19 protein-coding genes and 1 riboswitch are annotated in these 26,231 nt (G+C 69.8%); of the genes, 14 read left to right on the top strand and 5 right to left on the bottom strand.

The genetic code is table 11. The features are described 5' to 3' along the window. The first annotated feature begins 8 nt into the window (after positions 1-8). The 3 genes from ACFY12_RS31445 (at position 9) to ACFY12_RS31455 (ending at position 5,327) form a co-directional block, all read left to right on the top strand. A complete protein-coding gene (locus ACFY12_RS31445) occupies positions 9-1,607 on the top strand; it encodes a GMC family oxidoreductase (protein WP_390719340.1) in 1,599 nt (532 codons plus the stop codon). Positions 1,608-1,626: 19 nt separating this feature from the next. Then, positions 1,627-1,801: riboswitch (TPP riboswitch) on the bottom strand. A 296-nt stretch (positions 1,802-2,097) separates the two neighbouring features. Continuing rightward, positions 2,098-4,242, top strand: a complete 2,145-nt coding sequence (locus tag ACFY12_RS31450; protein WP_390719341.1) for a DUF362 domain-containing protein — start codon at positions 2,098-2,100, stop codon at positions 4,240-4,242. A 17-nt stretch (positions 4,243-4,259) separates the two neighbouring features. After that, entirely contained in the window at positions 4,260-5,327 is a 1,068-nt protein-coding gene (locus ACFY12_RS31455) for an NAD-dependent epimerase/dehydratase family protein (protein WP_390719342.1), read from the top strand. 161 nt (positions 5,328-5,488) lie between these two features. Here the strand turns inward: ACFY12_RS31455 and ACFY12_RS31460 are convergent, their stop codons facing one another. Both ACFY12_RS31460 and ACFY12_RS31465 read right to left on the bottom strand, forming a co-directional pair. Further along, positions 5,489-5,902, bottom strand: a complete 414-nt coding sequence (locus ACFY12_RS31460; protein ID WP_390719343.1) for a hypothetical protein — start codon at positions 5,900-5,902, stop codon at positions 5,489-5,491. After that, positions 5,899-7,167: a hypothetical protein gene (locus tag ACFY12_RS31465; RefSeq protein WP_390719344.1), complete on the bottom strand. Its 1,269-nt coding sequence runs from the start codon at positions 7,165-7,167 to the stop codon at positions 5,899-5,901. Before ACFY12_RS31465 ends, ACFY12_RS31460 begins: the two co-directional genes overlap by 4 nt. 340 nt (positions 7,168-7,507) lie before the next feature. Between ACFY12_RS31465 and ACFY12_RS31470 the strand changes: the two genes are divergently transcribed. Next, the gene (locus tag ACFY12_RS31470; protein WP_390719345.1) at positions 7,508-8,323 is read left to right on the top strand and encodes a Clp protease N-terminal domain-containing protein; all 816 of its coding nucleotides are present in this window, start codon (positions 7,508-7,510) and stop codon (positions 8,321-8,323) included. 66 nt (positions 8,324-8,389) lie between these two features. On the opposite strand, the gene ACFY12_RS31475 is transcribed toward ACFY12_RS31470, so the two are convergent. Together ACFY12_RS31475 and ACFY12_RS31480 are read right to left on the bottom strand one after the other, a co-directional pair. After that, entirely contained in the window at positions 8,390-9,034 is a 645-nt protein-coding gene (locus ACFY12_RS31475; protein ID WP_390719431.1) for a response regulator, read from the bottom strand. 74 nt (positions 9,035-9,108) lie between these two features. Then, the gene (locus tag ACFY12_RS31480; RefSeq protein WP_390719346.1) at positions 9,109-10,353 is read right to left on the bottom strand and encodes a sensor histidine kinase; all 1,245 of its coding nucleotides are present in this window, start codon (positions 10,351-10,353) and stop codon (positions 9,109-9,111) included. A 263-nt stretch (positions 10,354-10,616) separates the two neighbouring features. On the opposite strand from ACFY12_RS31480, the gene ACFY12_RS31485 reads away from it, so the two are divergent. The 10 genes from ACFY12_RS31485 (at position 10,617) to prcB (ending at position 24,846) form a co-directional block, all read left to right on the top strand. Beyond that, the gene (locus ACFY12_RS31485; RefSeq protein WP_390719347.1) at positions 10,617-11,294 is read left to right on the top strand and encodes a DUF998 domain-containing protein; all 678 of its coding nucleotides are present in this window, start codon (positions 10,617-10,619) and stop codon (positions 11,292-11,294) included. A gap of 289 nt (positions 11,295-11,583) precedes the next feature. Next, the gene (locus ACFY12_RS31490) at positions 11,584-12,054 is read left to right on the top strand and encodes a hypothetical protein (RefSeq protein ID WP_390719348.1); all 471 of its coding nucleotides are present in this window, start codon (positions 11,584-11,586) and stop codon (positions 12,052-12,054) included. A gap of 86 nt (positions 12,055-12,140) precedes the next feature. Further along, positions 12,141-13,787, top strand: coding sequence for a multicopper oxidase family protein (locus ACFY12_RS31495; RefSeq protein WP_390719349.1), 1,647 nt, complete (start codon positions 12,141-12,143; stop codon positions 13,785-13,787). A gap of 286 nt (positions 13,788-14,073) precedes the next feature. Further along, entirely contained in the window at positions 14,074-15,732 is a 1,659-nt protein-coding gene (locus ACFY12_RS31500; RefSeq protein WP_390719350.1) for a hypothetical protein, read from the top strand. Between the two features lie 233 nt (positions 15,733-15,965). Continuing rightward, positions 15,966-18,146 carry an HAD-IIB family hydrolase gene (locus tag ACFY12_RS31505; protein ID WP_390719351.1) on the top strand — a complete coding sequence of 727 codons (2,181 nt, stop codon included), beginning with the start codon at positions 15,966-15,968 and terminating at the stop codon, positions 18,144-18,146. Between the two features lie 356 nt (positions 18,147-18,502). Next, positions 18,503-19,342 carry a hypothetical protein gene (locus ACFY12_RS31510; protein ID WP_390719352.1) on the top strand — a complete coding sequence of 280 codons (840 nt, stop codon included), beginning with the start codon at positions 18,503-18,505 and terminating at the stop codon, positions 19,340-19,342. Beyond that, the gene (locus ACFY12_RS31515) at positions 19,297-20,253 is read left to right on the top strand and encodes a DUF692 domain-containing protein (RefSeq protein WP_390719353.1); all 957 of its coding nucleotides are present in this window, start codon (positions 19,297-19,299) and stop codon (positions 20,251-20,253) included. The genes ACFY12_RS31510 and ACFY12_RS31515 overlap by 46 nt, the downstream gene beginning before the upstream one ends. A gap of 154 nt (positions 20,254-20,407) precedes the next feature. Further along, complete coding sequence (locus ACFY12_RS31520; protein ID WP_390719354.1) at positions 20,408-22,375, top strand: ferritin-like domain-containing protein; 1,968 nt, start codon at positions 20,408-20,410, stop codon at positions 22,373-22,375. 216 nt (positions 22,376-22,591) lie between these two features. Continuing rightward, positions 22,592-23,881, top strand: a complete 1,290-nt coding sequence (locus tag ACFY12_RS31525) for a globin domain-containing protein (protein ID WP_390719432.1) — start codon at positions 22,592-22,594, stop codon at positions 23,879-23,881. 104 nt (positions 23,882-23,985) lie between these two features. Further along, a complete protein-coding gene (gene prcB, locus ACFY12_RS31530) occupies positions 23,986-24,846 on the top strand; it encodes a proteasome subunit beta (protein WP_390719355.1) in 861 nt (286 codons plus the stop codon). A gap of 52 nt (positions 24,847-24,898) precedes the next feature. Here the strand turns inward: prcB and ACFY12_RS31535 are convergent, their stop codons facing one another. Next, on the bottom strand, positions 24,899-26,011 hold the full coding sequence (locus ACFY12_RS31535) for an AbrB family transcriptional regulator (RefSeq protein ID WP_390719356.1): 1,113 nt from the start codon (positions 26,009-26,011) through the stop codon (positions 24,899-24,901). Positions 26,012-26,231: the final 220 nt, after the last annotated feature.

A 26,231-nucleotide genomic window follows, 5' to 3' on the forward strand; every position in this document is an offset into this window, starting at 1 on the left:
ACGGCGCGATGCCCCAAGGAACGTCCGGTCCCCAAGGAACGCCCGCGTACGGGGCGACGCCCGTGGACGAGTTCGACTACGTCGTGGTCGGCGGAGGCACGGCCGGCGCCGTCGTGGCGGCCCGGCTCAGTGAGGACCCGGCAGTCACCGTCTGCGTACTGGAGGCCGGCCGCTCCGACGTCGGCGACGACGACATCCTGTGCCTGGACCGCTGGATGGGGCTCCTGGAATCCGGCTACGACTGGGACTACCCCGTGGAACCCCAGGAGAACGGCAACAGCTATCTGCGCCACGCCCGCGCCAGAGTCCTCGGCGGCTGCTCGTCGCACAACTCCTGCATCGCCTTCTGGGCTCCGGCCGAGGACCTCGACGAATGGGCCGACCTGGGCTGTACGGGCTGGAGCGCGGCCGACTGCTTCCCGCTCTTCCAGCGGCTGGAGACCAACGACGCCCCCGGAGACCACCACGGCCGCTCCGGCCCCGTCAGCCTGCGCACCGTCCCGCCCCGCGACCCGTGCGGGGTGGCCCTGCTGGAGGCCTGCGCGGCGGCGGGCATCCCCGTCACCGCGTTCAACACCGGCAAGACCGTCGTCCGCGGCGCCAACTGGTTCCAGATCAACTGCCGCCCGGACGGCACCCGTTCCTCCTCCTCCGTGTCCTACCTCCACCCCGTCATGGGCACCCGTCGCAACCTCGACGTACGCACCGGCCTCCAGACCAGGCGGCTGAACTTCGACTCCTCCGGGCGCTGCACCGGCGCGGACTACCTCGCCGCCGACCTGATCCACACCCGTACCGTGAACGCCCGCCGTGAGGTGATCGTCTCCTGCGGCGCGATCGACTCCCCCAAACTCCTGATGCTCTCCGGCATCGGCCCGGCCGACCATCTCCTCGCCGTCGGCATCGAACCGCTCGTGGACTCCCGCGGCGTCGGCGCCAACCTGCAGGACCACCCCGAGGGCGTGATCATGTGGGAGGCCGCACAGCCGATGGTGACCACCTCCACCCAGTGGTGGGAGATCGGCATCTTCGCCGACACCGAGCCCGGCCTGGACCGCCCGGACCTGATGTTCCACTACGGCTCGGTGCCCTTCGACATGAACACCTACCGCCGGGGCTACCCCACCTCGGAGAACGCCTTCTGCCTCACCCCGAACGTCACCCGCGCCCGCTCCCTGGGCACCGTACGCCTGCGCACCCGCGATTTCCGCGACAAGCCCAAGGTCGATCCGCGCTACTTCACCGATGAACACGACGTACGGGTGATGACCCACGGCCTCCGCCTCGCCCGCGAGATCGTCTCCCAGCCGCCGATGGCCGCCTGGGCCGCCGCCGAACTCGCCCCCGGCCCGGCCGTCCAGTCCGACGCCGAACTCCTCGCCTACATCCGCGACACCCACAACACCGTCTACCACCCCGCCTGCACCGTCCGGATGGGCGCCCCCGACGACCCGGCGGCTCCGCTCGACCCTCGGCTGCGGGTCAAGGGCGTGACGGGCCTGCGGGTGGCCGATGGCTCCGTGATGCCGTTCCTGACGGCGGTGAACCCGTGCATCACCACGATGATGATCGGGGAGAAGTGCGCGGACCTGATCAAGGCGGGATGACCGCAGATCGGCACAGCAAAGACCTACGAGGTGGGCTCCCTTCGCCGGCATGGTCCGGATCAGGTGCTTGGGGGTCGCCGTCCGGTCTTTACGACCTTTCAGCCTCTCAGCCCGACCTTCCTTCATACGTCCTCGGCGAGAGCCAAAACCCTCTTCCCCGAGGCCGGTCAGATCGGACTCCCTCGCTCGCCCCGTAGGCCGGTCTTCAGGATACTACCGACCAAGCGGCATGGAACACCTATTCCAGACATTTTCCTAAAATCCACCATCGGCCGCCGCCAGGGGCCCACCCATGGCACGCGACCACTCACTCACAGTGAAAACACGCCACGAATATGCGCGTGACACAAGCGCGCCCCGGCCGACTTCCACCTTCCGTGCAGTAGCGTCACGTTTGCACCTTTTTGATCCGCTCTATTGCAGATGGCATTGCAGAAAGCGTGGGGCCGACCGGCGCACTACGGGGCGATGCTCCCCCTGGGTGGAGGCCATGGAGAAGATCTCCCGCAGCACCGAGGACGACATGACCACCGTCGCCGCCGTGGTCCGGTCCACCCGGACCCGGCCGGTTCCGCCCGCGCGACTGCTGGCGGACGCGGTCACCCGGGCGGGGCTCTGGCAGCGGCTCGCCGCACGCGCGGCCGGCGACCCGGGTGGGCTGGCGGTGATACTGACGCCGGGAACATCCGCGTACGGCGACCCCGCGACCGCGGTCAGCGCCGTGCTCGTGGAGCACCTCGTCGACCTGCTGTGTGACCGGGGCTACCGGAACATCACCGTCGGAGCCGCCCGGTGCGGTCCGGACGTATGGCTCGACGGCCCCGGGTTCCGTGCGGCCTGCCACCGGCTCGGCTACGGCGGGCGCACCCAACGGGGCAGTACCTACCGGGTCGTTGACCTGTCCGAGGACATCGAGCCGGCCGGGTTTCCCCCGTCCAGCGTGCTGCACGGCAGCGGAATGGCGCGCAGCTGGCTGGAGGCGGGATTCCGCATCAACATCGCGAAGAACTGCACCCACCCGGAGTTCGGGTACGCCCTCTGCCTGGCCAATCTGCTGGGTGTGCTGCCGCACGCCGACAAACACCACCACTACCGGGCCCGGCGCGACGGCGCCGAGGTCATCGTGGATCTGCTCCATGCCTACGCACCGGACTTCCACCTCATCGACGCGGTGGTGAGCAGTCACGGGTGTGCCGGAGCGTATGTGGGCAAACCGCTGGGAACGGGAACGGTCATCGCCGCGCCGGACGGGGCGCTGGCGGATATGGCCGGTGCCCTGCTCATGCGCGTCGACCCGGTCTCCTCGCCACTCAACGCGCGGGTACTCAGCGACCGCGGACTGCCGGACGGCTACCACCTCGACGGAGACCTGACGCCGTATCAGGGGTGGCGCAATCCGCCGAGAGCCCTGGTCGAGGCGGTGCGCCGGCTCGCCCCGGACGGCCGGGCCCACCGGCTGTTCAGTATCGCCTCCTGGCAGGTGGCCCCGGACGCGGCGGAGATCACCGATCCCGCGCTGGCACGGCTGTCCCGCGTCCTCACCACGCTGATCCGCGGCGCGGACGAGAACCCGGCGGCTTCCGCCGCCCTCTGCGCGATGATCGGGGCGGCCGCGTCCGCGTCGTCCACCGTACGCGCATGGCGCACCGGGTACGGGAAGGAGAAGATCCGGCGCCGGGACGTCTCCCTCGGCATCGACCCGGACGCCTATACCCACCACGACTTCGACCGGATCAACGGTCTCCTCCAGCCGCTGGAAGAAGTGATCGACGCGCTCCCCCCGGATGCCTGGCTGATGCGGTGGCAACACCTGGGCAGCTCGATCCTCTTCGGCTGCGAACGGACCGTCAATGCGCCGTACGCGGAGTTCGTGCGCCGGGTGGACATCAGCCGGACCATCAGCTACATGACCGACTACCTGGGCGGACGGGTCCATGTGGTGTCCCGCGACGCGCAAGGGCGGCCCACTCGCCAGATCGAACGCAACCTGTATCTGGCACAGCCGAACTACATGGCGTTCTACGGCGGTCCGCCCATCGATGTGTGCAAACTCGAGTCGCTCACCTACGGGGAGTGGTCGCGGCGGATCGCCTGGCGGACGGTCCACAGCCCGAACGGCTCCGCCGAGTACGACGACGGTTCGGTGGCCTTTCTCCCGGCGGACGGCGGCGCCCGGACCCGGATCGTGGTCCGGGTGCGCCAGCGGTTCACGCTGCCACTGACCTGGCAGGTGTTCCGCCCCGAAACCCGGCCGAAGCTCAGAGATCCACTGGTGCAGGACTCCTACCAGCGGTTCTTCACCCGCACGCTCGACAACTTCGAGGCGCAGTACGAGGGTCGGCCGTTCCGGATCGGCCGTCCCTGGCAGGAGCGTGACGACATGCTGGCCGCCGAGCTGCCCACCCAGCGCCTGACCGAGGCCGTCCGGCTCGTACGGGGCCTCGCCTCGCAGGCCCTGGCCGTGCCGAGACTGCCGGGACAGCTGGGGCCGGACGGCTTCTGGCATGTCGCGCCCGGCGACGTCCCGTCCCGCTTCGGGCCGCTCGAGGAGTTCCGGGAGGCGCTGCGTCCCGCGGTCACCGGCTTCTGGCAGGGGCTGCGCGAAGCCGCGGCCCGGGACAGGCGATCGAGGTAGTCACTGTGAAAGCGTGTGTGACCGGAGCCACCGGACTTGTCGGTGCCCAGGTGGTACGTGCCCTGCTGGGCGCCGGCCACGAAGTGAGGGCGCTGGTCCGCCGAAGCAGCGACACGCGGCAGTTGCGTGCGCTCGGCGTACCCGTGGTCCACGCGGATCTCCGTACCCCCGCCACCTTGCGGCCCGCGTTCGAGGGCTGCGAGACGGTGTTCCACTGCGCCGCCGTCTTCGCGTACTGGGACATCACCCGGGAGGAACTGGCCCGGGCCAATGTGGACGGCACCCTCGAGGTGCTGCGGGCGGCAGCGGCGGCAGGCGTCCGGCGGGTGGTGGTGACCTCGTCGTCGGTCACCTGCGGCTCGTCCGACGGCCCCGCGTCCCGCGACGAGACCGGGATGCCCGGCGAGGAGTATCTGCCGGACTACTTCCTCACCAAGCTGGAGCAGGAGCGGGCGGCGCTCGCCTCGGGCGACGAACTGGGGCTGGATGTGGTGGCCGCCTGCCCGACCATCGTGGTCGGCGGGCCCGACTGGCGGCTCGTACCCAGCAACGCGCTGCTCACCCGGTATCTGGCCGATCCCCTGCGCACCACCTATCCGGGCGGATGCAACATCGTCTCCGTCCGGGACGTCGCCGACGGCCATGTCCTGCTCGCGGAGAAGGGGACCGCCGGGGAACGCTATCTGCTGGGCGGTGAGAACTGGGCGTGGCGGACCATCCACCAGACCGTCTCGGAGCTGTGCGGCACCCATGGACCGTGGGCCACCGCCACACACACCGGCGCCTATCTGGCGGCGACGGTGGCGGAGGTCCGAGCGGTACTGAACGCCCGGCCCCCTTCGACCACCCGCGCGGAGGCCCGGACGATGGGCCGCTACTACTGGTACCGGCACGAAAAAGCCGCCGCCCTGGGCTACACGCCGCGGCCGGCCCGCCAGGCACTCGCCGAGGCGCTCGGCTGGCTGGTGACCAGCCCGCACCTGCCCGACCGGGTCAGGTCCGGGCTGCGGCCGCATCCGGCGGTCATGGGCACGCGGGAGCTGGTTCCCGGACAACTGGAGGACGGGGTCGGAGCGCTGAGCTGACCCCGGTCCGCCGCCGTCATCGCCTCGGAAACGTCCGCCCCGCCGTCGTCGTCTCGGTGACGTCCGCCGTCATGGCGTCGGAATGGTCCGCGGTCATCGCCTCGGAGTCATCGCTTCGGCAACCGCTGGAAACCGCTGTGCGCTTCGGAAGCCGCCGGTCCTCATTGCTTCGTCCCCCTGGAGCGGGGCGAGGGACCGGGCTTCCCGCCCTTCGCGTCCCTGCCTCCTCCACCGCCGCCCGAGTCGCCCGGCCCGGCTTCCTCCGCCGACGCCCGCAACTGCCCCCAGAGGCGCTGCTCGTGCTCCCGGGTCAGCTCCACCACCCCCCGGGCGTAGTCGACGCCGAGTCCGCTCAGCGCCGAAGCGAACTTCATGCCCTCGTCGCCGACGAACTTCCAGCATGTCCTGTTGACGCCGCCCCAGGTGGGTTTGCCGTTGAGCAACCCGGTCATCAACTCCGCATAGTCACCCCACATCGCGGTCTGGAGCTCGGCGATCCGGACGGCCGCGGTCCGGAAATGTTCCCAGCTGCGCCGGAGTTCGGCGTTCAGCTCTTCGGTCGTCTCGGTGCTCATGGACACTCCTCAGATCGGGGCCCGGCGGGGGCCGGGACCGGGCTCAACAGGGTGCTGTGGTGGAACCCCAGCCGGGGATCGGTCCAGACAGGCAGATCGGGAAGGTATTCGCGCAGCTCCGGCATCTCGACCCGCAGCCGCACGGCATTGGCCGGATAGTCGTAGACGGTGATCGTATTGAGTCCGCGGTTGGCGGTGAACAGCAGCTTCTGGTCGGCGGAGAGCTGGCAGGCGTAGACCGAGTCGAGCAGCGTGCCACGGGTGACCCGCAGCGCGCCGACGAAGTGCCTGCTGCTCGGGGCGAGGGACCCCCGGGTGAACGCGTCGGTGACCTGCCGGGCGGCCTGCCGGGCGGAGCGCATCTGCGCGGTCAGCCCCGGCCGTTCGTCGATGACACGGTACGAGATGAAGTCGTCGAGGTCGATCATGACAATGGTGCCGCTGCCGCCGTTGCAGTAGATCAGCTCGCGGTCGGAGACGCAGACGTCCGAGTTGATGTGCGCGGGCACGCTCTGACCGCAGGTCCAGTGCCGCAGGACCTGCCCGGTAGCGGCGTCGATCTCGAACACGTACTCCTTGAAGTAGGCCATGGCCCATTCGTGCCAGTCCCGGCCCTCTTGAGGATGGACCCGGAAGGACAGGGCGTAGAAGATGTCCTCCTGCGGATGGCAGGCCACGTGCCAGCAAGTCGTCGGCAAGGGGATCCGCCGGGCGGCCTGCCTGTCCAGGTCGAAGACACCGACCTCGGCGGCCTCCCCCTGCCCCGGATGGTCCATACCGCCGTAGACGAGGTAGCGGCCGGAGGCGGTGCGCTTCATGGCATGCGGGAGTTTGAGCAGGTGATCGCCGATGCGCTCGGCCTTGGTCGGACGGTCGAGGTCCACCAGCCAGAGGCCGTCACCGATTGCGGTGACCCCCTGGGTGTTGTCCAGCCACACCATGTGCGTGCTGCTCTTGAGGGACGCGTCGGGGGTTTCGAACCGCAAGGTGGAGACCCGCTCGCGCTCGTCCAGCGACTGGACGTCGTAGAACAGGAGCTGCTGCCCGGCGTTGCCGAGAAACCCGAACCGCCGGTCGGGCGTGATGCTGACGGCATGGCCGCCGGCCACACCGTCGTAGTACTGCACGCGGTAGGCGTACTCGCCGGTGTCCGGGTGATAGCGGAAGACGCAGACGCCGGCCGCACCCTCCAGACCGTTCAAACCGTTGCCGTCGAGGGCGATGTGGAAGGCATAGGGATAGCGGTCGGTTGATGCAGCCATCATGGACCGTCCTACCGTGGTGACACCGTGTCGCTTACGGGGGATTCATCCATGCGCCCAGCCTCCATGGATCATCGTACGAGGGGTGTGGTCGGGCCGCATGTCATGCGACAACGGCTGCGACAGCGGCTCAGGAGGTCTGCGGGAGCAGGACCGGAGGGGGCATAACGAGGCGGTCCGGCACTCCTCATCATGGCACCACGGGTGTTCAAGATCTTGCTTTGAGCGACCCGTCGGCCTGTCGACTCATCGATCCACAGTCGACTCATACCGACCCGCACCGACCCACATCAGGCGTCAACCAGGGGTTGACGGCGGAATATCGTCAACCTACGGTTGACGCATGGAGAAGAACCCCGAGCGGGACGCTCCCGCCGTTCAGATGTCCCAGCACGTCAGCCTCGACTCGCTCATCCAGGCCATCAAGAAGGTCCACTCGAACGCGCTCGACCAGCTCACCGACGCGGTCCTTGCCGGGGAGTACCTCGGCGACGTGGCCGACCACCTCATCGGCCACTTCGTCGACCAGGCCCGCCGCTCCGGCGCCTCCTGGACCGACATCGGCAAGAGCATGGGCGTCACCAAGCAGGCGGCCCAGAAGCGCTTCGTACCGAAGGACCAGCCGGAGCTCGACACGGACCAGCCCTTCAGCCGCTACACCCCGCGCGCCCGCACCGCGGTCGTGGCGTCCCAGAACGAGGCGAGCGCCGCCCACAACGACCGGATCACCACCGCCCACCTCGTCCTCGGCCTGCTCACCGACCCGAACAGCCTCGCCTCGATGGCGATCGCCGCCCAGGGCGTGGCGCTCGACCAGGTACGCACCGCCGCGGAACGCCAACTCCCGCCCAGCGCGGAGAAGGTGCCCGCCCTCATCCCGTTCGACGCGGCCGCCAAGAAGGCCCTGGAGCTGACCTTCCGCGAAGCCCTGCGCCTCGGCCACAACTACATCGGCACCGAGCACATTCTCCTCGCCCTCCTGGAACAGGAAGGCGGCGACGGCCCGCTCGCCGCGCTCGGCATCACGAAGGAGGCGAGCGAGGGGTACGTAGTGGAGACGCTGAAGACGATCACCACCCAGCTCAAGGAGGGGAAGGAAGGAAAGGGAGGAAAGGAAGAGAAGGAGAAGAAGGAGAGCGGGAAGGGCGACGAGGGATAGCCCCGGAAGCGTTCGTGCGGCCGGCGCGGACCGGCCGCACGGGTAAGCCGGCCCCTCGACCTTCGGCTACCGGTCGTCTGCGCCGGCGCCCACCAGGCCCGCTTCATAGGCCAGGACGACCGCCTGGGTGCGGTTGCTCGCGCCCAGCTTCGCCAGCACATTGCCCACATGCGTCTTGACGGTCTCCAGGCTCACCCGCAGTTGTACGGCGGTTTCCTGGTTGGACAGCCCCTTCGCCATGAGCCGCAGAATCTCGGTCTCACGGCCGGTGAGCGCAGCCGCCCCACCGGTGGCGGCCCTCCGCCGCACGGGTCTGCCGAGGGCCAGCCGTCGTACGGCGTCCGGGAACAGCACGGAGTCGCCGGTGGCCACCAGCCGGATGGCGTGCGCGATCTGCCGGGAGGGCGCCCGCTTCCGGATGAACCCACTGGCACCGGCCCGCAGGGCGTCATAGACGTATTCGTCGTTCTCGAATGTGGTGACGACGACGACCTTCGGCGGATCGGGCAGCGCGGACCGGAGCCGCCGGGTCGCCTCGATACCGTCCACGCAGGGCATCCGCACGTCCATGAGGACGACATCGGGGCGTAGCCGCTCGACCAGGGAAAGTACCTCGGCACCGTCAGCGGCCTCGCCGACGACGTCCAGGTCGGGTTTGGCCGACAGCAGGGCCCGCAGTCCCGTACGGGTGAGCTCCTCGTCGTCGACGATGAGGACGGTGACCGGCGGGTCGGGGGACGGGAACGGGGTGGGGGGAGGGGAAGAGCTGGGGCTGGGGCTCGCGTTCACGGCAACGACCGTAGCGGTATGCGTGCTGCCAGTCGCCAGTGCGTACCGTGCTCGTCCGCGGGCCCCGCGGATACCTCACCGCGCAGCAACCGCACCCGCTCGGCGATTCCGGTCAGCCCGTGCCCCTGCTCCCTGCCCGGGCGGAACGGCACCCGGGCGTCGAGGAGCGAGTTGATGAGCTCCACCTCCAGCCAGCCGTCCCGTGCCGTGACCCGCAGGCTGATCTCGGCCAACTCGCTGTGCCGCATGGCATTGGTCAGCCCTTCCTGAATGATCCGGTAGGCCTCCCGCGACACGGTGGCCGGTACCTGCGCGAGGTCCCCGGCGGTCTCCAGACGCAGTCTGGCTCCCGCTTGCCGGACCCGGTCCGTCAAGGGGCCGAGGCCGGCGAGAGTGTGGTGCGGTGTGGTGGGCGACTGCCCTGCTCGCAGGACGCCGAGGACATGGTCGAGGTCGTCCATCGCGGCGCGGGACGTCTCCTCGATGCTGCTGAGGGCCCGCCGGGCCGCCTGCGGATCACTGTCCATCAGTTCGCCGGCGACGGCGGCCTGGATGGTCGAGGCGGTCAGGGTGTGCCCTATCGAGTCGTGCAACTCCTGGGCCAGCCGGTTGCGCTGGGCCAGGAGATCCCGTTGTGCCTCCACGGCGGCCAGCCGCTCGGCGGGCCGCGGGCCGAGGAGGAACGCGGCGAGCGGGCGCATGGCCGCCGCGCCGCCTACGACGGCGTATCCGGCGACCGCCAGACATCCGGCGGAGACGACCGCCGTCCACATTCCCCGCCACCCGTACTCGACGTGGGGGGTCCACCCCCAACTCGCCACCGGACCACCGCCGCTGAGCCAGACCGAGGGGAGGACGAGGGCCATGAAGACCGCCAGGCAGGTCACCGCGGTCACCACGGCCCCGACCGCCGCATGCGCGGTCAGGTAGGCCGATGTCCGGAGCCGGTCTCCCCAAGGGGACAGCGGGGATTCCGGCGGGGCGGAAAGGCCGGTGCCCAACAGTCGGTTGGCCAGCCGGACGCACCCCCGCCGCGCCGCACGAGGAGCGCCCATGGCCACCAGCGCCGCGCACAGCGCGAGGCAGAATCCCAGGACACGAAGTGCTGCCGGCCACTTCGGCGACGCCATGACGAGCGCCACGCCCACCGGCGGCAGGCTCAGGGCCGCGCCGATACAGGCGTACGTCCCCCTCTGGTAAGGGACTCTGCCGAAGGGCGAACGAATTCTTCTTGTGCTCACGGCCCGCACAGTACCTCCGGGCCGAGGGGAGCACCTCCCCCGAAAGAGCCAGTACCGGCTCCCCCTCCACGGGGATTCCGATTTCCCCCGTCACAGCGATGCGCCGGAACACCGGTGGCTGAGAACGTTCACGGAGGAATGAGGAACAGAGACTCGCTTCGGCGCTCCGAAAGGCAATCGTGAATTCACCCTCGACCTCGCACTCCGAAAACCGCACCTCCTTCTCCCTCTCCGCCTCTCCCCCCACCTCAGCCTTCACCTCCATGGCAGCGAGGATCGGGGCGGCCGCCTGGCTCCTCGCCGCCGTGCAGATCCTCGTCGTCCAACTGGTCGTGGAGTCCGGCTGGCACACTCCCTACAGCTGGGCCCAGTACAACATCAGTGATCTCGGCAACGTCCTCTGCCAGATCTGGGACTCCACCCGGCCTCGGTATGTGTGCTCACCGCTGCACGACGCCATGAACATCTCCTTCGTCGTCCATGGCGCACTGCTGCTCGCCGGCACCCTGCTGACCGGCGCCTGCTGGGGCCGCAGCCGGATATCGGCGGGTGCCCGCATTCTGCTTGCCGTCAGTGCCGGAGGATGGGTGCTGGTCGGGCTCGTTCCCGCGGATATCGATGAGAACCTTCATGTGCTGGGCGCGATGCTCATCATGGGGCTGGGAAATCTCGGACTCCTCTGCGCCGGATTCGCCCCCGCGGATTCCCTGTTCGGCAGGCTGCGTCCCCTCACCCTCGCCATGGCCGCCCTCGCGGTGCTCGCGGCATGGATGTTCTTCGGTCAGCACGATCCCGGAATGGGGATGGGCGGCCTGGAACGCATCGCGGCCTTCGCACTCGACGCCTGGATCCTCGTCATGGCCCTCGCCATACTCCGTGCCCGTGCACGTGCACGTTCGCATTCCCGTGCCCGCGCCCGTGTTCCTGGCGCACCTGCGTGACGAGCCCGGCGGCTTCGCCGGCGGACAGGGCGACGGCGTGGACCACAGGACGGGCCGCATGAGGGATGAGGTAGCGGCCACGCGCTACCGAAGCTGAGTACGCGCGAGGCTGAGTGCGCGCGAGGCTGAGTGCGCGCGAGACGGAACGGCCGCTCAGCCGGCCAGGATCCGAGATACGTCACCCTCCTGACCCCCTGGACGGATCGATACCCCTGGCGGGTATCATCCGGGGCGGTACACCCAACGTACGGGAGGTTGCACAGTGTCCGGGCAGCGGAGATCCACCGCCTTGTGCGGTCGGCTGCTGCTCTTCACCGCCCTGCTGTTCGGGATCGTCACGATGCACACCCTCGGCCACCCCGCGGAACACTCCGCGCCCCCTATGGCCGACAGCAGTGCCGGAACTGCCGCATCCGCCCCGGCGCACCATGCCATGGCACCCGTAGCCGATGCGGCCGTGGGCGATACGCCCGTAGGCGATGCGCCGGTGGCCGATGTGCTGGTGGCCGATGTGCCCAGAGCCGATCAAGACGCTCACCGTGCGCATCATCCGGCCCCCCTCGGCGGGATGGACCCGATGTCCGTCTGCCTGGCCGTACTCGGCGCGGCCACCCTTGTCCTGCTGTTCTGGGGAGTCCTGGCACGCCGGCCGACGGATGCGCCGGCCACCGTCCTCGCGCGGCTGCCGCATGCCCTGCGGCCGATCCCGCCACCGCCCCGCGGAACACTCCTCGCCCAGTTGTCGGTGCTGCGCGTATAGGAGCGATGTCGCGCCGCCCCACCGGGAGCGGCACACGCGCCATCCCTCTTACGCGTCACACCGATACATACGAGGTGCACCCCATCATGCGCACACCCACTCGCCGCGCCATGCTCGGCACCGGAATCGCGCTCACCGGCGGCGGACTGCTCGCCGCCTGCTCAGGCTCCGGCACGGACCACTCCGGCCACGGCGGACAGCCCGCGTCCGACCCCGCGGGCTACGTCGCCCCCGGCGGCAAGGAGGTCGCCGCCGCCGAGGCGAAGCGCACCCCTGGCCCCGTCCGCAAGATGAAGCTCACCGCCACCCCGGCCACCCTGGACCTGGGCGGCCGTACGGTCCGGACCTGGGCCTACGATGACGAACTGCCCGGCAAGGAAGTCCGCGTCACCGCGGGCGACACCCTCGCCCTCACCCTCGCCAACCACCTGCCGCAGTCCACCTCCATCCACTGGCACGGACTGGCCCTGCGCAACGACATGGACGGCACGCCCGGCCTGTCCCAGGCGCCGATCAAGGCCGGCGCCTCCTTCGAGTACCGCTTCACCACCGCCCACCCCGGCACGTACTGGTTCCATCCGCACTCCGGCGTCCAGCAGGACCGCGGGCTGTACGCCCCGCTGATCGTCGAGGACCCGAAGGAGCCGCTGAAGTACGACAAGGAGTGGGTCGTCGTGCTCGACGACTGGGTCGACGGCGTGGACGGCAGCACGCCCGACGCGGTGCTCGCCGAACTCGGCAAGGGCATGGGCGGCATGGACCACGACGGCATGAACATGGGCGAATCCGGTGGCATGGACCACGGCGGTATGAGCCACGACGGCCATCACATGTCCAACATGTCCCAGATGCCAGCGACCGCCGAGGCGGTGGCGGACAAGGCCCCCTCTCCCAAACCCTCCGGCCCCTCCCGGATGATGATGGGCGCGACAAGCAAGCTGCTCGGTGGCGACGCGGGTGATGTCGCCTACCCGTACTACCTGGTCAACGGCCGCACAGCGGACAATCCGGAGACCTTCCGCGCCCGGCCCGGCGACCGTGTCCGCATCCGCTTCATCAACGCCGGCGGCGACACCGCCTTCCGCGTGGCCCTCGGCGGCCACAGGATGACCGTCACCCACACCGACGGCTTCCCCGTCGCGCACGCGGAGACGGACGCCCTGCTGCTGGGCATGGGCGAACGCTATGACGTCCTGGTCACCGCCCAGGACGGCACCTTCCCGCTCACCGCACTCGCCGAGGGCAAGAAGCAGTCGGCGATGGCGGTCCTGCGCACCGGAGGGGGTGCGGCACCCGAGCCGTCCGTACGCCCGAAGGAACTGGACGGAGAGCTCCTCCAGGCCCGGCAGCTGAAAGCGGACGGCTCGGTCCGCCTGAAGCCGGGCCGCCCCGACCGCACGATCACCCTCGAACTCACCGGCTCGATGACCGCGTACGACTGGGCCATCAACGGCAGGAAGTACGACCCGGCGCAGCGGTACCCGGTCCGCGGCGGCGAGCGCGTGCGGCTGTCCTTCGTCAACAGCACCCAGATGTGGCACCCCATGCACCTGCACGGCCACACCTTCTCCCTGGGCGACGGAGGACCGCGCAAGGACACTGCGATCGTCCTCCCCGGGCAGACCCTCGACGTCGACTTCGACGCCGACAATCCCGGCCTCTGGATGATCCACTGCCACAACGTCTACCACTCCGAGTCCGGAATGATGACGGTCCTCGGCTACCGCAGGTAGCCGCCCTCACCGCTCTCACTGCTCCCACCGCCCCCACTTCCCTCGCCGCCCCGCTGAAGGCGTACCACGCCCCCAGCGGGGCGGCGACGTAGCCGCATCTCCCCGGGCGCTCTCGGCAGGATGGGTGCTTTACCCCTCCCCCATTACGGCGATAAAGCCGATTTATCCCGGCGCCTTGCCCTGCCCCGTCACCCCTATACCGAGACTTGTCACGCAAGCGCCACCCCTCCCGCCCCCTCTTGCGACGTGGCACGCCGGGCGCCCTGACCACTCGAAAGGATGTGCAGTGTCCCGCTCCAGACGCAGACGCGGCCGGATGGCGGCGCTCACCGCCGTACTGACCGCGATGGCGATCCCCGGTATCTGGCTCTCCGCCCCCGCGGGCCACGCCGCACACCCCTCCCCAACGGCTCATCGCTCAGCCGACACCGGCCCCGCCGTACGGCACGACACCTCTCGCACCCTGCGGTCCATGGCCGCCGCGCACGGTCACCACCACGGGCGCGGCGACAAGGACAACAAGGACAACAAGAAAAAGAAGGAGCAGGGCCGTAAGGTCGCGCGGCTGCCGCATCCGCCCGCTTCCCCCAAACGCGACCCGGTCGTACAGTCCCGTTCCCTCTCGGCTGCCGCCGCCCCCTCCGCCAAGGCCGGCTTCGACGGCATCGGCGCCGGGAACTACTCGGTCACCACGGTTCCCCCGGACCCGAGCGCCGCCGCCGGTTCCAGCCAGATCGTCGAGACCGTCAATACCGCCTACGCGGTGTACTCGAAGACCGGGGCCACGATCCTCGCGCCGACCGACACCAACACCCTGTGGTCGGGGCTCGGCGGCCCCTGCGAGACCACCAACGACGGTGATGCCACGGTCCGTTGGGACAGCCTTGCCAGTCGCTGGGTCATCACCCAGATCGCCAACGTCCACTCGTCCTCCGGTCCGTACTACGCGTGCGTGGCCGTCTCCACCGACGCGGACGCCACCGGCAGCTACCACCGGTACGCGTTTCAGTACGCCAACGTCACGGACTTCCCGAAGCTGTCGGTGTGGTCCGACGCGTACTACGCCACCTACAACGTGTTCAGCCCTTCCGGCGGTTTCCTGTATGCCGAGGCGTGCGCGCTGAACCGGACGGCCATGCTGGCCGGCGGCGCTGCCACACAGCAGTGCTTCACCACCCCCTCCTCGTACGGCGGTTTGCTCGGCGCGGACCTGGACGGCCGGACCCCACCGCCGTCCGGAGCTCCGGAGCTGCTGGTGGGCCTGGGGACCACGGGCACGGCCCTGACGTACTGGAAGTTCCACGTCGACTGGGGCACCCCCGCCAACTCCACCTTCACCGGCCCGTCGACGCTGACCGTGGCCCCCTACACCACCGCCTGCGATGGCTCAGGCGCCTGCATCCCCCAAGCCGAAACCAACCAGCGACTCGATTCCCTCTCCGACCGGCTGATGTACCGGCTGGCCTACCGCAACCACGGCGATCATGAGTCGCTCGTGGTCAACCACACGGTGAGCGCGGGAAGTTCGGCGGGCGTGCGCTGGTACGAGCTGCGGTTGTCGGGCGGCAACCCGACTGTCCACCAGCAGGGCACGTACGCGCCCGACTCCACGTACCGCTGGATGGGCTCGATGGCCGAGGACCAGGCCGGCAATATCGCGCTCGGCTACTCGCAGTCCTCGTCCACGGCGCACCCCGCGATCCGTTACACCGGACGGCTGGCCGACGACACATCCGGGGTCATGACCCAGGGGGAGCTCACCGCGATCACCGGCAGCGGCTCCCAGACCGGGTCACAGCGCTGGGGTGACTACAGCTCCATGGCCGTGGACCCGGAAGACGACTGCACGTTCTGGTACACGAACGAATACCTCCCGTCCGACGGCACCTACAACTGGCATACCAGGCTGTCCTCGTTCACTCTGCCGAACTGCGGTTCCCCATGACCGGCGTCTTCTCGTCACCTTCTCGTCAGCGGTGAGCACGCGCGGCTGCCCGACATCCGGGCCACCGGCCCACCGGGCCACCGGGTGGAGTCGTGTCCGAGTGGGGAATTGGACCAATACCCCGTGGATCACGCCACTCGCCGTGGAACGAGGGCCGCGTCCACCGGATCCGTGCTCTGTTCAGCAGGCTGACGACGTTCAGCAGGCCGACGACTACGACGACGAGGGGGCCCATGGCCAGGGAAGCGCACAAGGACAACACCGGTGTGCGGCAGGCACGTAAGGACGTCCGGACGGCACATGCGACGGCACATGCGATGGCGCATGCGACGGCACGTTCGGCGGCGCGTACGGACGTCAAGGTATTGGTGACCGACCTGGACGGCACCCTGCTCGGGGGCGATGAGGACGGCCGAGTGCAGTTACGCCGGGCGCTGGACCGGCATCCGGAGATCACCGTCGTCTTCGCGACCGGCCGCGGCCTGCCCTCCGTCCAGGACCTCCTGGTGCGCGATCCCCTGGTTCCCTCGCCCCGGTGGATCGTCGCGGATGTCGGGTCGAGCGTCGTGGACGCCGTTGACATGAGCCATATCGACGTCCTGGAAGCCCAGCTGAGGGCGGGCTGGCCGGGGCATGACCGGGTCCGGGCGGCCCTGTCCCGCTTCCCGCACCTCGTCCACCAGGACGGTGTGGCGCAAGCCGGGCGCTGCTCCTTCTACCTGTCCCCCCAACACCTCACCGAGCACCTCACGGCAGCCGTCGAGGACCTGGGATGCTCCTGGACGTACTCGGCGGACCGCTACTTCGACGTCCTCCCGCCCCAGGCCGGCAAAGGTCCTGCCGTACAGCAGCTCGCCCGCAAACTCCAGTGGCCCTCCTGCGGGATCCTCGTGGCCGGCGACTCGCTCAACGACCTGTCGATGTTCCGTCTCGGCACCCATGGTGTGATCGTGGGCAACGCCGAACCGGCGCTGTACGCCCAAGTGCCCGTCGAAGCCCGCGTTTTCCGGCCCGCTCGCCACGGCGCCGCCGCGATTCTGTCCGCCCTGGAACGCCTCGGCTGGGTACGGCGCCCCGCACCGGTGGTCATCGGATACCACCGCCCGCCCCTGCACTGGTCCCAGGGGCAGTGGCACCGTCCGTCCAGCCCCAACGGGATTCTGCCGACCCTGACATCCGCCCTCGGCAACGGCACCCACGCCCCCGGCGCGGTCTGGGCGGCCGCGCTCGTCCATGACGGACCCGCCGACCTCCCCGAGCCGCCCACCGGGCTCCCGATGGCGCTGCTGCCGGTGACGCCCCGGCAGTGGGCGGGCTACTTCCACGGCGCCTGCAAGGAGACGCTGTGGCCCGCGCTGATGTCCCAGCCTCACCTCATCCGCCACACGGCGTCCCAGTGGTCCGACTACCTGGAGATCAACGAGGCCTTCGCCCACCACATCAGCGCTCACGCGGACCATCGGGGGACGGTCTGGCTGCACGACTACAACCTCTGGCTCGTCCCCGGCATCCTCCGGACCAAAAGGCCCGACCTGCGGGTCGGCCTGTTCCACCACACGCCCTTCCCCCACCCGGACACCTTCCGACGGCTGCCCGCGGCCGAGCAGCTGCGCTCCTCCCTCGCCCAACTGGACTGGGCCGGCTTCCACACCGCCGCCTCCGCCCGCAACTTCCGGCACCTTCTCGCCGGCTCCGCCCGTCCGCCGCACACAGGGGTCCACCCTCTGGGCATCGACCGCCACACCGTCGCCGCTGTCGCCCGCTCCCGCCCGCAGCGCGGCCCCGCCGACGACGGCACCCTGCTGGTCCTGTCCGTCGAGCGCCTCGACTACGCCAAGGCGCCCGTCCAGAAGGTCCGCGCCATCGCCACGCTCCTCGACCAGTGCCCGGAGCTGCGTGGCCGGCTGCTCTTCCGTCTGATCTGCCCGCCGCCCGAGCCCGGCATCCGCGCCTACGACGCCACGCGCGCCGAGCTCGAAGGCGCCATCGATGCGCTCAACACCCGCTGGTGCGGTGAGGGTTGGTCCCCGGTCGAGTACCTTCCCCGTTCCCTGTCGTTCCCGGACGTCGTCGACCACTACCTGGCAGCCGATGTCTTCTGGGTGACCTCACTGGCCGACGGCATGAACCTCACCGCCCAGGAGTACGTCGTCGCCAAGGCCGCCACCGGAAGAGCGGGCGTCCTCGTCCTGTCCCACCAGACCGGCGCCGCCGAACACCTCGGCGCCGCCGCCCTCCTCACCGACCCGTACAGCCCTCAGGACCTGGTCAGCACCCTGCGCCGGGCACTGACCATGACACCGGCCCAGCGGCGGGCACACCTCGCACGCCTCGCCGCTCTCCTCACCGCTCCGGCCCCCGCCGACTGGGCCCGGACCATCATCGCCGCCATCCGGAAGGTGCCCTCCCGGTAATCCGGCCGGCCGTCATGAAAGCATTTCCGGCTCTGCACAAGTCTTTCACGCCGCAAAGCATTTTCACGCCAGAAGGGCAGTGGCCGGTTCTCGATACCAGCTCGATGAGGCGGGGTTGAACGGCAGCAGCGAAATCCGGGAAGCTCCGCCTCAAGGACTTCCGGATCAATCCGTAGGACCCTCTGCGTCGGCTCCCCCCGCCCTTCCACCTTCCTTCCACCTCCCTTCCGCCTCCCTTCTACGCGTTCTTCCACCGTGAACTCAGAACAGGCAAGGACATTCGACCGCGGCAAGACCTGGACAAGACCTGAACAAGGCCTGAGAGAAGACAGAAAGACAGAGAGGAGAGGAACGTCATGGCTTCGAAAGAGTCGCCCGGAGCCTCCTGTGGCCAGCCGGCCACCGGAGAGGAACTCCATGTCTGCATGGGTCTCAACGCCTGCGCAGGCCAGGACGTCACCGGGAAGGCGACCATGGCCGGCACCGGCCAGTGTGCCACGGTGCAGCATGTCTGCCACGGTGAGGGCGCCTGCCGCGGCCAGGGTGGCTGCGGTTACGCCGGGGACGACCTCCAGCAGTTCCACCCGGGGGAACAGTCCTGCCGGTACAACGGCAGCTGTGCCAGCCCCATCAACGAAAGCCGGGTCTTCTCCGCCGGCCCGATGAAGGGCAAGAGCGTCTGGCAGCAGGCACGCCGCCTCTTCGAAGCGCGGATGTACGCGGCGGGCAAGGCATTCGGCCCGTCCCCCGGCCAGGGCGTCCCCGACGACCATTTCCCCGACTACGACCGTCTGGACCGGCGTACCCCGGTGCCGGGTTCGTCCGACGAGGCCACCGCTCTCTTCCGGGCCTCGGCTGACAACCCTCGTCGGCACGAGGGCGAGGAATTCCCACCCCTGGAGGCGATCGCCCGCAACAGCATCGGTAGGCACCTGGAGGGCACAAGCATCACCTTCACCATTCCGGCGAGCGCCTCGTCCCTCGTGTATTTCCAGCAGAACGGCGGGGAGAAGAGCAGCAGTTGCACGGTTCTCACCAACAAGGACGGGGTGGCCACCGCCCACGCGCTCCACGCCGGGCACACCAGCCCCAACGACCAATGGGTCACCGTGACCGCCAAGGGCCCCACCTACACCGGCACCTCCGCGGCATGCGAGTTCCATGTGACGGTCCTGGCACCCGAGGAGCAGAAATAGCACCCGGAGAGGCGGCCGGCACGGCGCCGCGGAGCGGCAGCGCAGCCCAACACACCAGCCCTCACCTGGGTTTCGGGCTCGGACTGCGCGGACCCCACATCCCGTACATCCGCGAACACCGGCCGCCCGTCGACTTCTTCGAGATCATCTCCGAGAACTACCTGAAGCCCCGGACCGCCCGACGACGTGCCCTGGACGAGATCGCCGAGCACTATCCGATCGTCCCGCACGGGGTGTCCCTGTCGATCGGCAGCACCGATCCACTCGACCGCGACTATCTGCGCAGCCTGAAGCAATTGGCGGACGCCGTGGACGCCCCATGGGTGTCGGACCATGTGTGCTGGACCGGAGTGCTCGGCGTGCACACACACGACCTGCTGCCGCTCCCCTTCACCGAGGAGTCACTGCGGCACGTCATCCAGCGCGCCCGTACCGTGCAGGACCTGCTGGAGCGGCCCCTCCTCCTGGAAAACCCCAGCAGCTACCTGCAGTTCCGTGCCTCGACGCTCACCGAGTGGGAGTTTCTGAGCCGGCTCGCCGACGACGCGGACTGCGGACTGCTGCTCGACGTCAACAACGTCTACGTCTCCGCCGTCAACCACGGCTTCGACCCGGAGACGTACCTGAAGGCCCTGCCGCACCACCGCGTGGCGCAGATGCACCTGGCCGGCCACGCCGACTACGGCACGCACCTGATCGACACCCACGACGCGGACGTGCCGGACCCGGTCTGGGAGCTGTACCGGCTCGCCGTGGAGCTCACCGGAGGCGCGGCCACCCTCATCGAACGCGACGACGGTCTCCCGCCCTTCCCCGTGCTCCAGGCCGAGCTCGACAAGGCCAGGGCAGTGGCCGCAGCGGCCCTCGGAGGGCAGGAAGACGTCGGGCGGGAAGGCGGTGGCGATGGCTGACGTCCCGTGCTCACTCGCGGCGATACAACGGTGGATGCAGAGTGCGCTGCTGGCACCGGGCGGCGCCGGGCAGACGACGGGGAGCACACAGACGGCGGAGGTGGCGGGGAACTCACGGACAGCGGAGGTGGCGGGGACCCCACGGACAGCGGAGGTGGCGGAGTTAGCAGAAGTGGTGGAGGTGGCGGAGGTGGTCGCCGCGTCCGGGCGGCTGACGGCAGAGGAGTGCTTCCGTATCTACCGCCGCGGCTACCGGCTCCGGCTGCTGCGCTGTATGCGCGGCCAGTACCCCGGGATGGTCCATCTCCTGGGCCGCGAACTCTTCGACCGGTTCGCGCTCGACTACCTGGACGCGCACCCGTCCCGCTCGCCGAGCCTCGACGGTCTCGGCGCCGGCTTCCCCGGCCACCTGGCCCGTACCCGGCCGGACACCGCCTCGGACGGCACGCCGCACGAGGAGTGGATCGACCTGCTGATCGATCTGGCCCGGTACGAACGGGACTTCGCCGCCGTCCTCGACGGCCCCGAGACCGGCCCGGACACCGACCCCAGGGCTGCTCCGGGCCCCGGCCCCGGCCCCGGAGCAGGTCCGGACCTCCGCCCCGGGACACGACTCTTCGAGGCCCGGTTCCCCGTCCACCGCTACGCGGCCGCCGTCCGCCGCGGGGAGGCCCCGGAACCACCCGCCGCCGAACCGATCCTCCTCGCGCTGTCCTGCCGGAACGGCATCGTCGTCATCCAGGACCACACCGCATCCCGCTCCCGGACCCGTCGGACGGCGCACCAGCCGTCCCGGCCGTCCCCCGCCGCATCACGTCCGTCCGCACTGGAGGAACCCATGCCCCACCTCACGCCCCCCTTGGCCGTCCGGGCGATCGACGGCATCACCACCCTCGACTCACTGGCCGATCACCTCGGCGACGCGGCACGCATCGAGCTGTCGACCATTCCGCCCTACCTCTACGCGGCCTACTCCATCAAGACGTCCGGCTACTCGCAGTGGGCCCAGGGCGCATCGGCACAGCGCACCCTCATCGGCGTCGCGATCGAGGAGATGCTGCACATGGCGCTGGTGCGGAACGTGATGGTCGGCACCGGCTGCGAGACGGTGAAGACGAAGGACGGGAAGAACCGGAAGCCGTTCCGCTTCTACGACCCGGACAGCATCCCCGCCTACCCCGGTGACATGAGCCATCGCACCCCGCCCCTGACCCTTCACATGCAGCGCATCTCCACCGCCGCCGTGGAGGGCTTCATGGAGGTCGAGCTACCCGAGACGGTGCAACAGCCGGTACTCCCCGCCGCCGACGGCTACTCGTACCACACGCTCGGCGAGCTGTACCGCGCGATCGGGGACGGCATCACGTACCTGACCGGAACGAAAGAGATCAAGTGGGGGCTGACGGAGTCCCGCTGGACGCAGCAGTACCTGCGGGCGTTCTGGAACCAGTGGGGAGGCCCGCCCAAGCCCGTCCCGGTCGTGGACCAGGGCAGCGCCCTCGACGCCCTCTACATCATCGTCTCCCAGGGCGAGGGCGCCCCCGACGAGCAGGAGGAGTCCCACTACGAGAAGTTCACCCGCATCCGCGACCACGTGGACGGCATCGGTGTCGTGTACGACGACTCGGGACAGCAGAAGTACACCATCGACGACAAAGACGGGGTCGCCGTCTGGCCCGTGGTAACGGACCCGAAGGCCACCGACTTCCCCGGATCGCTCGGCAAGCTGGCACTGCTCTCCGACGCGGTCTACTGCTATGTGCTGGCGCTGCTGGACAAGCTCTACCTGACCCCGGCGGACGACCCCGCCTCCGAGTCCGGGCCGAACGCGCCGGACCCGACGTCCCAGCGGTACGCGCTCGAACGCGGCTTCATCGCCGCCATGCAGGGAGTCCTCTCCCCCGTGGCCAACATCCTGGTGAGCACTCCCCTCACCAGCGGGCCGAACGCCGGGCAGCACGCCGGGCCCACCTTCGGCCACTACGACTTCAAGGGCGTGCCGCCCCAGCAGGTTCTCCTGGACCTGTGCACCGACCCGGACCTGGCGAAGGACTTCCCGCAACTGGGCGGCATCGACGGCGTCCTGAACCAGATCAGGCTGCTCCCCTACTTCACCGTCTAGGGCCCCGGCAGATACTTCACGGTCTGGTGCCCCGGCAGACAACCCCCTTCGCGCCGGGCGCGCCAGGGCCGAAAGGCCCCAAGGAGTAGGGGCGATGGGGCACACCCGGCCGATGTCATAGTGGGCGCGCCCCATGCCAGGACGGGCCGGCCCAGCGGTGCTCCGTACGCCGCCGCCCGCCCGCACCGCACCCCCACAGGAGGCGGCTTGCCCACCGTGAACGCCCCAGGCGACGACTACCACGCGCTCCTCGCGCGGCACGAGGCGATGCGGCTCCGCCGCCGGCTCCTCGCGCCCGGACATACCTCGTGGTCCGGCTCCGGCCATGGCGGGGAGGGCCCGTACGACGGCGCGTCCGACCAGCGGGTCATCACGCGCTTCCTCGGCCTGGTGGCACCGTTCGACGAGCTGATCCACGAGCTGTACGAGGTGCTGTTCTCGCGCCACCCGTACCTGCGGTCGCTGTTCCCCGACTCGATGGAGTTCCACCAAGCGCATCTCGCGCAGATCCTCCGCTACCTGATCGAGCGGCTGGACCGCCCGGACGACATCGCCTCCGCCTTCGCCCAGTTAGGCCGCGACCACCGCAAACTGGGCGTGCGGCCCGCGCACTACCAGGCGTTCGAAGAGGCGCTGTGCGAAGCGCTGTGGCGCCGCGGCGGCGCACGATGGAACCACCGCCTGGAGCAGGCGTGGCTGCGCATGCTCCGGTTCGCCGTCGCGGCCATGGTCGACGGCGCGGAGTCCGCCCTGACGGAACCGCCCTGCTGGCAGGCGACCGTACGGGAGCACCACCTCCACTCCCCCGACCTGGCCGTACTCCGCCTGCGGCCGCATGAGCCCTATCCGTACCGGGCGGGGCAGTACGCATCCGTGGCATCACCGCTGCTGGAGCACACCTGGCGCCCGTACTACCTCGCCGGCGCCCCGCGCCCGGACGGTGAGCTGGAACTCCACGTCAGGGCCGTCGGCAGCGGCGGTGTGAGCGAGGCGCTGGTGCGCCGCACCCGCCCCGGGGACACCCTGCGGCTCGGCCCCGCCCACGGGGTGCTGACGCTGGACGACGGCCCGGTGGGAGAGCTGCTGTTCGTGGCGTACGACACCGGCTGGGCGCCGGTGAAGGCGCTGCTGGAGGAGGTCGACGCCCGGCGGCCGCGCGGGGGACGGATCCATCTGTTCCTGGGCCCTGGTCCCGAACCCCTCTGCTCTGGTCCCGAGCCGTACGACAGCGGGTGCCTGGCCGGTTCGGCGCACCGCCGCCCCTGGCTGACCGTGGTTCCGCTCACGGGACCGGGACCGGGACCGGAACCGGGGGCAGGGGGGTACGGACCGGAGGCCGAAGAGGTGCTGCTGCGCCGCGACTGGTCCCGGCACCGGGCATTCGTCAGCGGCCCGCCGGAGACGGTCGCCGCCGCGGTGTCCCGGCTCACCGAGGCGGGGGTGCCCGCCGGGCGCATCCGCCATGACCGGCTCAACGGGGTGCCGTTGGCCGGGGCCACTGCATGAGCCCGGGGTCCCCGGATCCCCAGGTTCCGGCCCGAACGGGAGTTTTCGCACAGCCTGATCATGGTAGTAGTTGGCGGTGGACATACGACTGAGGGAGGCGCGGCATGGCACGGAGTAACACCAACGGCCTGTTGGGGGAGGAATTCTTCACCCCGGGCGGCTCCTCCTTCATCGACTTCCTGACGGCGCACCGCCCGGAGTTGCTGAGCACACGCCGGCTGCTGCCCGAGGGGGTCCAGGCCGCACCCGGCCAACTGCCGCACGGCACCACGGTATTGGCGCTCACCTACCGTGACGGGGTGATGATCGCCGGTGACCGCAGGGCCACGATGGGGCACCTCATCGCACAGCGCGATCTGGAGAAGGTGCATCCGGCGGACGACTACACCGCGGTGGCCTTCGCGGGCACCGTGGGGCTCGCGAAGGATCTGGTCAAGCTCTACCAGGTCGAGTTGACGCACTTCGAGAAGGTCGAGGGCATTCCGATGTCCCTCAACGCGAAGGCGACCCGGCTGGCCACCATGGTCCGGCAGAATCTCGGCCAGGCCATGCAGGGCCTGGCCGTGGTACCGCTGCTGGCCGGCTACGACCTGACGGCACCGGAGGGCGAGAACGGCCGCATCTTCTCCTTCGACGTCACCGGAGGTCCTTACGAGAAGAGGGACTTCCACGCCGAGGGCTCCGGATCCCCCTATGCCAGAAGCTCGTTGAAGAAGCTGTTCCGCGAGGACATGTCCAGGCGCGAGGCAGCCCTCGCGGCACTCCAGGCGCTCTACGACGCGGCGGACGACGACTCCGCCACCGGCGGCCCGGACACCAGCCGCCGGATCTACCCCATCGTGTCCGTCATCACCGGGGACGGCTTCGAGCAGCTGCCCGAGCAGGAGACGGAGCAACTGAGCCGCGAGATGGTCCAGCAGCGCCTCAACCGCCCGGACGGACCGGTCGCCGCTTCCCCCCAGTGACACCTGGTGTGCTCAGGGTGCTTCCGAGGAGATCCGCCCGGAAGCTCCCTGGCTAGGCCTCGCCTGCCGCCTCCGCGGTCTCGGCGGTCTCGGCGGGCCGGCCGGCGGACCGGCCGGAGCTTCGGGACAGCCATCCCTGGAGGGCGGGAAGCAGCAGCACCATGAGGAAGAGCCGCAGCGTCTGCACGCTGGAGATCAGCCCCAGGTGCGCATCGCTGGTCGACGCGCTGGCGAGGACCGCGTTGATACCGCCGGGCGTCGTCGCGAGGTAGGCGTCGACGCGGCTCACCCCGAGCACCGGCGCCAGGCCGACGGCAATCCCCCCGATGACCCCGCAGAGCAGGACGATCGCGCCCAGTACCAGCGGGATCATGCGCTTCAGCGCCTGTACGGTCTCCTGGTCGAAGCGCAGCCCCACCTCCAGCCCGACGAGGACGAGCAGCGCCTCCTTGAACAGGCCCGACGGCGAGTAGCCGTGCGTCAGGCCGAGCGCCGTGACGAGCGCGGAGAGCAGCATGGGTCCCAGGAGCGCCGCGCTGGGCAGCCCGATCCCCCGGGCCAGGCGCATGCCGACAGCGGCCAGGACGAGGGCGATGGACACCCCGGCCAGCTGATCGCCCCGCGGCACCAGGGCCCAGGACCATGCGGCAGCGGCGCCCGCACCGCCGTCCGCCCCCGCACCGCCGGACGCGGGCTCGGCGATGAGCAGGGCGATCACGGGCGCGGTGGCCGAGATCACGGCGACGCGCGTGTACTGCATGAAGGCCACGACCCGGGGATCCGCGCCCATGTCCTTCGCGCAGGACGTCACGGCCGCCGATCCTCCGGCGATCATGCCGAGTGTCGCGGTGAGCCGGTCCATTCGGCCGGTCCGGGCGACCATGACGGCGATGCCGACGCTGAGGGCGGTCGTCACCAGCGTGAGCATCGTCAGCGGGAGCATGGCGCCGACGACGTCGCGCAGGACCGAGATCTGGAGATAGGCGCCGATCATGACGCCGATGAGGGCCTGCACGCTCTGGTCGACGGTCTGCGACATACGGCGCCGCTGTCCGTCCCGCAGGGCGATCACCGCCCCGGCGAACAGCCCGAGGAGGAGCTGTGGCGCGGGGGCTCCCAGCCGTTCCAGCGCCGCCGAGACGGCGAGGATTCCCACCGAAATCACGACGATCTTCGTCGAGCCGCCAGGTGAATTCCGGACCCAGCTCGGAAGCCGTTCAGCTACGTGCATAACACAATCTCCGGGGTTCACTTCAGCCGATAGCCATCATGAACGCGGAGAAGTTACCAATCGGTAAATTCGTCTCTTCGCCACCGTGAATTTCGCTGCCGTGAATTGCGCACGTGCAGCGGGCGGAATCCCTTGAGGGGGCGCGGAATCCCTT

The sequence above is a fragment of the Streptomyces sp. NPDC001339 genome (assembly GCF_042895955.1).
Classification (GTDB): domain Bacteria; phylum Actinomycetota; class Actinomycetes; order Streptomycetales; family Streptomycetaceae; genus Streptomyces.